This is a genomic window from Autumnicola edwardsiae (assembly GCF_031846505.1).
Classification (GTDB): Bacteria; Bacteroidota; Bacteroidia; order Flavobacteriales; family Flavobacteriaceae; genus Autumnicola; species Autumnicola edwardsiae.
This window is the reverse complement of the sequence record NZ_JAVRHP010000165.1, coordinates 1-3706: the sequence shown is the minus strand read 5'-3', so window position 1 is coordinate 3706 and position 3706 is coordinate 1. Positions and strand designations below refer to the sequence as shown.

At 39.3% G+C, this 3706-nt stretch carries 1 protein-coding gene; it reads right to left on the bottom strand.

Annotated elements, in window-relative coordinates; genetic code table 11:
- Window positions 1–345: 345 nt before the first annotated feature.
- Window positions 346–3706: CheR family methyltransferase (locus tag RM529_RS16335; protein WP_311485807.1), on the bottom strand; the 3361-nt coding region annotated here is incomplete at its 5' end.

Sequence of the window (3706 nt, the reverse complement as noted above, 5' to 3'; positions counted from 1 at the left end):
TATCTATCCGGATGCTTGAAGAAAAGGAAAACCTTCTTTTATTAATGGCAAAACGAGAAAATAACGAAGGCGAAATGGAATTATCCTCCTTTCATAAGGGCCGGCTGGAAGAAACAAAAAAACACATTAACCGTTTAAAACTTTTTTAGCAAAATTAAGTGAGGACATGCACCAGGAGCCACCTGTAAATCAGTAAAGAATAAGCTCTTGCTTTCTTACAGGGGCAGTGCTTCAGAAGTGTTTGAATTCAGTAATTTTTTTTGCTATGTCTCTATACACGCTAACTATTTTTCTGAAATTATTAGCACAACATTCAGTTTAGGCCAACTCAAATACACCTGATTTTCAGTTTTCAGAATTATTTTTGCTTTCATAGGGTAAAATAAATGTAAATACCGACCCCTCCTCTAATTTGCTCTCTACTGTTATGGAACCATCGTGTCGCTCCACTATTTCGTGAGCTACAAACAGGCCTATCCCTAACCCCGCGTATGTATCTTCATTTTTCCCTGGCACCCGATGGAAACGTTTAAAAATTTCCTTTTGGTCTGCTTCTGCAATACCAATCCCGCGATCTTTGACACTCACCGCTACTTTCCCAGCCTCAGCTTCATGGATGGTTACCGCTATTTCCCGGCTATGCGGAGAATACTTGACGGCATTAGTTATAAAGTTTATAATCACCTGTCCTATTCGATCTCTGTCAGCATTTATCTCACAATGAAATTCATGATAAACGTTGATGTTATGTTCAATATCGGTATTATTGATATCCTGAACTGTATTATCGACAAGTTCATTAAGTCTAAATATTTCCTTTTTCAATTCAAGCTTATTCTCTTCTATCCTGGAAAGGTCCAGCATTTCTGAAATTAATCTCGTAAGTCGCCCTACCTGGTCCTCAATGCGTCTTAAAGAAGGTTTTAAAGGCAAATCCATGGGCTGCTTTTTTTCGCTCTCCAGCATGCTCAACAACAATTGTACATACCCTTTTATAGAAGTAACAGGAGTTTTAAGCTCATGGCTTACCAGTTGCAGAAAGCCTTCCTTGCGTTTTTCCTCTTCTTTAATTCTCTGGATTTCGGTAGCCGCACCAATCCATTGCTTTATCCTGCCTTCCTTGTCCTTTACCGGAATAGCCCGGGACAGATGCCAGTTGTAATTGCCATCTTTATTAAGATATCTCAACTCCATTTCAAAAGGCTGTCCCGTTTCTATAGTTGCTCGCCATTGTTTTACAACCTCCTCCTTTTCCTCCGGATGCAATAATCCCTGCCAGCCCCCATCTTTAAGTTCCTCAACATTTAATCCTGTATAGCGTATCCAGCTTTTATTAAAATATTCAAATTTTCCATTGAAGTCTGCGTGACTAATTTTTTCCGGCACCAGTTCTGACAATTCTCTAAAATGTTCGCTGCTTTTTCTCAATGCCTGTTCGGCTTCCTTTTGAATTTCTATATTAGTGTAAGAACCAAACCATTTAATTATTTCCCCGTCTGTACCAAAGAGAGGAAGTGCTTTTGCAAGAAACCAGTTATACTCTCCTTTTTTATTCTTTAACCTATATTCCATAGAGAAAAAGCTTCCTTTTTTTAAGCTCTCCTTCCAGGTGTCGAGAACAGAAGGAAGATCTTCAGGATGTACAAATTTGATCCATTTGTTTTCCAGGCTATCATTAGAAGACGTTCCAGTGTAATGTTTCCACTTGGGATTAAAATATTCGAATTGCCCTTCAGCATTGGTAATCCAAATGAGCTGTGGTATTGTCTCTGCCAGGAGCCGAAATTTAATTTCGCTTTTTTCAATATTTTTTTCTGCAGTCCTCTTGTCGGTTATGTCTCCAAAGACCAACAAGATTAACTTTTCACCACCTTCATCCCTTACAATTTCCCGGGCATTCAAGAGCATTGTACGTTCGCCTATTTCAGGAAAATCATGTGTAACTTCAAAATCTGAAATAAATGATTTCTCCGGAAGAATCTTTTCCAGAAGGTTCCTTAGTTGAGGAATATGCCATTGATCACTTCCCAGGCTAAAAATGGATTTATTTTCCGTTTCTTTTTCGCTCGTACGAAAAACTTTATAAAAAGTACTGCTGGCAGATCTTACATGGAATTTTTTATCAAGCACCACCCATGCCTCCCGCACTGTATTGAGGATATCTACGGCAAAATTTCTTGCTGTAGTTAAATTCTTGTTTAAACTCAGCAGTTCCTGGTTTACACTTGTTAATTCCTCATTGGTGCTTTGCAGCTCCTCCTTACTGGTCTCTAATTCTTCATTTAAAGTTTGCAATTCTTCACTACCGCTTTGCAGTTCCTCATTTGCACTTTGTAATTCTTCATTGGTAGCTTCCTGGTCTTCGGTAATACTGCGCATGTCTTCCCGCGTTTGCACCAGTTCCTTTTCCAATTGATCTATTCTAAGGTCTTTTCCATCCGTTTTAGACTGTTCCGATGTGATTTTCTTGTCTTTCAGCTTTTGTGAGAACCTTGGATCTGTGGAAAGATCGTGGAAGAGTATTAAATAGTGAGGTTCTGTTAAACTAAGCAAAGGAATAGCTTCAAGGGAGATAAGGCGTTGCTTGTTGTTATCCCGCAAAGGAACGTTTTCTTTCAGGATAGACTCCCCTTCTTTTTTTGCGTGGTGTATAATGGTGCGAAGTTCAAAAGCCAGTCCGTTTTTGGCCATTTTCAATAAATTAAGGCTGGGTTTCCCAGCCTGTGGTTCCAGGTAAGCACCCGTACTACCCCGAAAATGTACAATTTCCATCGCTTCGTCTATAACCACTCCTGCCGGTGTATATTTACTAAGGATCACATCATCTGCCGTCCTCTGGAAATCTGTTCGTGCGTTTTCTGTTTTCGCACTTTTACTAAAGTCCCGAAAATTCTCTTCACTCCGCTTGCTCGCCACCTGCATAAATTTCCCTGCCTTATCCTTTCGTGTAAAAATCTTATCCTTCTTTTCTGAAGGAGTAAAAAGGTCTGGAACACTATTTACGGTTTCTGATTTGCCCAAAAACAAACTGCCCTTTTTCTTTAAGGCATAATGAAAGGTCGTTAGTGCCTTCTTCTGAAGATAAGGCTGCATGTATATTAAAACGTTGCGACAACTTATAAGGTCCATTCTCCCAAAAGGTGGATCCTTTAGAAAATTATGATTTGCAAAAACACATTTTTCGCGCACCTCTTTTTTAATTTGATAACTGCTATCGATTTTATTAAAAAACCTTTCCAGCCGCTCAGGTGAAATATCCTCTATTTCAGACCTCTTATAAATCCCTGATCGGGCTTTTAATATGGCAGGTTCGCTTATATCTGTACCAAATAGCTGTACTTTTTCCTGACTTTCCTGTTCATCCAAAAACTCCAGCATACACATTGCTATGGTGTAGGCTTCCTGCCCGGTACTGCATCCAGCAACCCACACGCGAATAGGACCGTCCCCTGTCTTATTTTCCAAAATATCAGGAAGAAGGGTTTCACAAAGGTTGCTAAAGATTTCAGTATCCCTAAAGAAGCTGGTTACCGGAATCAGCAAATCCTGGTAAAGCACATCCTGCTCAGATTTGTTTTCTCTTAAAAACTCTAAATATTTGGGAGGATTTTCTTTATTGCTTAAAGCCATTCTACGAAGAATCCTTCTGCGAATGGTGGTTTGTTTATAATAAGTAAAATCTGTTCCCTTTTTTATGCGCAATAAG